Origin of the sequence: Polaromonas sp. (genome assembly GCF_036676035.1) — a bacterium.
Taxonomy (GTDB): domain Bacteria; phylum Pseudomonadota; class Gammaproteobacteria; order Burkholderiales; family Burkholderiaceae_C; genus Polaromonas.
The window spans coordinates 1-4,211 of sequence record NZ_JAKFDR010000105.1 but is presented as its reverse complement, the minus strand read 5'-3'; the positions used below and the strand labels follow the sequence as shown (position 1 = coordinate 4,211).

At 60.7% G+C, this 4,211-nt stretch carries 4 protein-coding genes and 2 pseudogenes; 4 read left to right on the top strand and 2 right to left on the bottom strand.

The window, feature by feature from the left end; translation table 11 throughout:
* The first annotated feature begins 213 nt into the window (after positions 1–213).
* Positions 214–573, top strand: coding sequence for a VOC family protein (locus V6M61_RS15540; protein WP_332777485.1), 360 nt, complete (start codon positions 214–216; stop codon positions 571–573).
* A gap of 252 nt (positions 574–825) precedes the next feature.
* Here the strand turns inward: V6M61_RS15540 and V6M61_RS15535 are convergent.
* Positions 826–1,095, bottom strand: a pseudogene (locus tag V6M61_RS15535) (NAD(P)-dependent oxidoreductase); the annotation flags it as partial.
* 330 nt (positions 1,096–1,425) lie between these two features.
* Between V6M61_RS15535 and V6M61_RS15530 the strand changes: the two are divergent.
* The 3 genes from V6M61_RS15530 to V6M61_RS21045 all read left to right on the top strand — a co-directional run bounded on the left by V6M61_RS15530 (position 1,426) and on the right by V6M61_RS21045 (position 3,859).
* Positions 1,426–2,109 carry a response regulator transcription factor gene (locus V6M61_RS15530; RefSeq protein ID WP_332777486.1) on the top strand — a complete coding sequence of 228 codons (684 nt, stop codon included), beginning with the start codon at positions 1,426–1,428 and terminating at the stop codon, positions 2,107–2,109.
* Between the two features lie 102 nt (positions 2,110–2,211).
* A complete protein-coding gene (locus V6M61_RS15525; protein WP_332777484.1) occupies positions 2,212–3,063 on the top strand; it encodes a hypothetical protein in 852 nt (283 codons plus the stop codon).
* Between the two features lie 502 nt (positions 3,064–3,565).
* Complete coding sequence (locus V6M61_RS21045; RefSeq protein ID WP_442957790.1) at positions 3,566–3,859, top strand: hypothetical protein; 294 nt, start codon at positions 3,566–3,568, stop codon at positions 3,857–3,859.
* 13 nt (positions 3,860–3,872) lie between these two features.
* On the opposite strand, the pseudogene V6M61_RS15515 reads toward V6M61_RS21045, so the two are convergent.
* Positions 3,873–4,211: pseudogene (locus tag V6M61_RS15515) on the bottom strand (hypothetical protein); the annotation flags it as partial.

The window sequence follows — 4,211 nt, the reverse complement described above, 5'->3', positions numbered from 1 at the left end:
ATGTGCGGGCAAGGTAGGCAACGCCGAGTTGCGCCCGATGGGACCCCTTCCCTTCGGGTTGCGACCAAAAAGGCCATGCGCGGCGTTGCAAAGCCTTGTCGGGGGCCTACCCCGACGGCGTTTTGCGCCTTGCTCATGGCCTTTTTGGCTCGCAACGCATCCTCCACAATTAGTGTGAACAGGCCCTAACCCATCAAGCAGAAAGTCATCGCCATGTACGACCATATCGGACTGAAAGTCAAGGACCTCGCCGCAAGCATCCGATTTTACGAAGCCGCGCTCGCACCGCTGGGCCATGTGCTGGGCTCCCACGACGACAGCTACGCCGGCATCGGCCCGCCCGGCGCGCCTGCGCTGTGGCTCTACGCCGCCAATGGCAGCAAAAGCCCCGGCACGCACATCGCATTCCGCGCGGCCGACCACCAGGCCGTGAAAGCCTTCTACCAGGCGGGCAGACAAGCCGGCGCCAGCGACAACGGCGGCCCCGGCCCGCGCCCCGACTACAGCCCGACCTACTACGCGGCCTTCCTGATCGACCCCGACGGTAACAACGTCGAAGCCGTCTGCCCTTGAGCCGGAAGGAGCCACGCTGATGGAGCAGGGGCGGAGGTGGCGAAGTGGCTGCTCGAAAGCGGGAAAACCTCATCAGGACAGAGAGCCGTTTGAAATGGGGTTCTGATAAAAAGTGCTGCCTGCCCTTGTTAATATTGCGTAGACAGCTACTGTTTTGATAGCGCATTGATGCTCGCCACCACGGACGCCGCTTAAAAAAGAACGCGGCTGCGGATGGTGCCGGGCACTTTGGCGAGTTTGGCCAGCGCCATGTCGGAGTGCGCCGATCAGCACGCTGCCCGGCTTCATCGCGGCAATCTCTGCCTGGCCGATCATCCATTGCGTGGCCTGGGTTTCGGGCACATGCAGGCTGACCACGTCAAAAAACACCACCTGCATGCCCAGCGCTTCTGCCAGCACCGACAGCTGCGTGCCGATGGAGCCATAGCCGACGATACCCAAGGTCTTGCCGCGAATTTCATAGGCGTTTTCGGCCGACCTGAGCCAGCCGCCGCGGTGCGCCACCGTGCTATCAATTGGTAGAACCGCAGGCACGACGGAACTTGGTAATACCCAAGCGCATCAAGTGTAACCAAATAAAACACTCGCCAAATTTGTCACTAATTTGTTTCTTATTTTCTAAAAAACTAAATAAATAGCTGGAAAAGCGAGATCGATTGTTTCAAAATGTATTTACAGCAACACGAGCAAGGTGCATTCAAGGCACCTCGAACGGTTGGCAGAAGCAAGGCATCCCGTCTGAGAGAGAGGGGAAATATGGAACACTTCATAGAGGCCGACACCATGCTGACATCGCTGACCAAGGGCAGTCATGCCCAGGCAGCGCATTCAGCGCATGACGCTGCCCCTTTGATGTGGCCCAATTTTCTGGTGGGCCAACCCGACAAGCCCGTACGGGTCCTGCTGATTGACGATGACGCTTGCATGCGCAACGTCATCTCGCAGGAACTCCTTGGCGATTTGCGCATCACCCTCCTGGCACAGGGGAGCAGCATGCACGAGGGGCTCCGCCTGATTTCGCGGTACGAGTTTGACGTCATGCTGGTCGACCTCCGGCTCAGGGACGGCAGCGGACTCGAGTTGATCGAGCACATGAAAACCCTGCGCCCCATGGCCGAGGCCGTGGTGATCTCGGCCATGGAAGATGAGGAGCACGCGTTGCGCGCATTTGAGCTGGGTGCCAAGGGCTACCTCGTCAAAAACTCCTGGTTCGTCAACTTTCCCCAGGCCGTACTTCAGGTGGTCAACGGCGGTGCATCGATCACGCCCAACCTGGCACGGCGGCTGCTGCACAGGCTGGACCATACACAGGAGGCTGGCCATCACCGTGCAGTGGAGCTCAACGACAAGCTCTCTGACCGCGAGAAAGACGTGCTGAAGATGGTGGCGTCTGGCTATACCAGCAGCGAGATCGGTTTGCGACTGATGATCAGCTGCCAGACGGTTAACACCCACATCAAACACATCTACTACAAACTGCGGGTCCACACACGAGCACAGGCCGTGAACTTTGCGGCCCATTGCGGCTTGTTGTGAAGATCATTCCGCAGAGGGCGATTCATCATGCAGTACGCTACGCCACCAGGCTCCGATCCTGAGCAGTTCCAGCGGCCGTCTTCGCGTTCTGGACAGAGGGAGTTGCTTGACGGTCTGAAGCAGGGCGTTTTGCTGGGCCTCGCCATTCTGGCGCTGACCTTGCCGCCGCCGTACCCGTACCGCGGCGCGGTGCTGCCCGAGCCTGCAGCAGGCGTGGCGCTGCCTGGGCCTGCGACAGGCGTGGCGCTGCCTGGGCCTGCGACAGGCGTGGCGCTGCCTGGGCCTGCGACAGGCGCGGCGCAGACGCAACAAGCGCCGCGGTTTGCAAACTTTCTGGGCGAAGAGGCTTCGGCGGAGGTGCGGCATATAGCGAACTGGGTAGTTGACTCCGGCGACAACAGCCAACTTTTTTTCGTCATCATCGACAAGAAAAATACCCGGGTGTTTGTGTTTGACTCCTCGGGCAATTTGCGCGGTGCCACGCCGGTGCTGATCGGTTCAGCCATCGGCGATGAGGCTGTTGCCGGCATTGGCAGGCGGCCCATAGCCGAGGTGCAGCCGCACGAGCGCACCACATCGGCCGGTCGCTTCATGGGTGAGTCCGGTCGCAATGCCTCAGGCGAAGACGTGGTCTGGGTCGACTATGATGCGGCAGTTTCCATGCATCGTGTGCGTACTGTGGAGCCCAGTCAGCGCCGGCTGGAGCGCCTGGCTTCGCCCACTACGGAGGACAACCGGATTTCTTACGGCTGCATCAACATGCCGGTTGAGTTTTTCGACAACGTGCTCAAGCCCGCCTTCAACGCCAGCTACGGAGTGGTCTATGTCCTGCCGGAAGTCAAATCAGTCGCTGAAGTCTTCACCTCGGCCTACGATGTGGCAGCAAAGCATGGCGTAACACCCACTATTGAGCATCCCAATCCCGCGCGCGGGATTGGGATGCTCAATAGTTGATCTGTAGCTTGTAACTCAGGGCTCCGGGGCCAGCAAGGCACGGGATTGAGGGTGATAGCTTGATCGACGTGGACGCTTTGGCACAAGATGTTGCCGCTGTGGCCACTCTGGCCTCCCGCGAGGCGCTGGCAGGTTTTTCATCCCGTCGGATTGTCTCTCATGCTCTGGTGGGTGCTGAGCAGTTACCATTTCTTAAATAAAAAAGGCCTTTAGACCCAATACACGTCACTTAACCGCTCGCCCTGAGCTTGTCGAAGGGTCGTCACAGTGCAAACAGGCTTCGACCCTTCGACAAGCTCAGGACAGGCCAAGCTCAGCCCGAACGGGGTGGTAACGCTTAAATGACCAGCATTGCCTTTAGACAAATAAAAATGGGCGCGTGAAGCTATCAAATAAGTAGCAAATTAATGTCTTCCGGTCTGCGCCATCAAGGCTGGCGGCGCTTTCAGGCACAGGGTAGGCCTTGAGCTCTTCGAGAAAATCAACCCGCACAGGGGCAGCCGTGACGGTGATTTTCTGGCGCAGGCGCTCGAAGCGGTGGGCGCGCCACCGTGTCAGGCTGGGGATTTGGCGCGAAGCCCTTGGGGTGCAGGCTCAGGCGCAGCACATTCACCGGTGCCTGCAGCAGCGCCGCATCGGCCCCGGCCAGCAGGTGCGGCACTATGCGGTTGGCGGTAACCAGGTTTACCAGTACTTGAACTTCGACCAGAGCAAAGGGTTCAATGAAGTGACGGCACATTTGTTGCCTGAACATTTTTTGCCATGGAAAAAGCGGCCGAGGCCGCTTTTCCCTTGACCACAGCTATCGCTTAGTTGCGGTCGGCCTGTGCCGGGCGAAGGCCGGGGCTACCCGTCGTCGTGGAGCCCTCCGGCGCAGCGTCCGGCAAAGCTGCTACCGGCGCAGCGTCCGGCAAAGCTGCTACCGGCGACGAGCTGGCTACGCCGCTTGGGCTGCCGCCGGCCGCAATGCCGCTCGTGCCGCTCGTGCCGCTCGTGCCGCCACCGCCTGAGCTGCCGCCGGCCGCCAGGCCCGCTGCGTCCGCTGGGGTGCTGCCACCGCCTGAGCCGCCACCGCCCGAGCCGCCACCGCCTGAGCCGCCACCGCCCGAGCCGCCACCGCCTGAGCCGCCACCGCCCGAGCCGCCGCC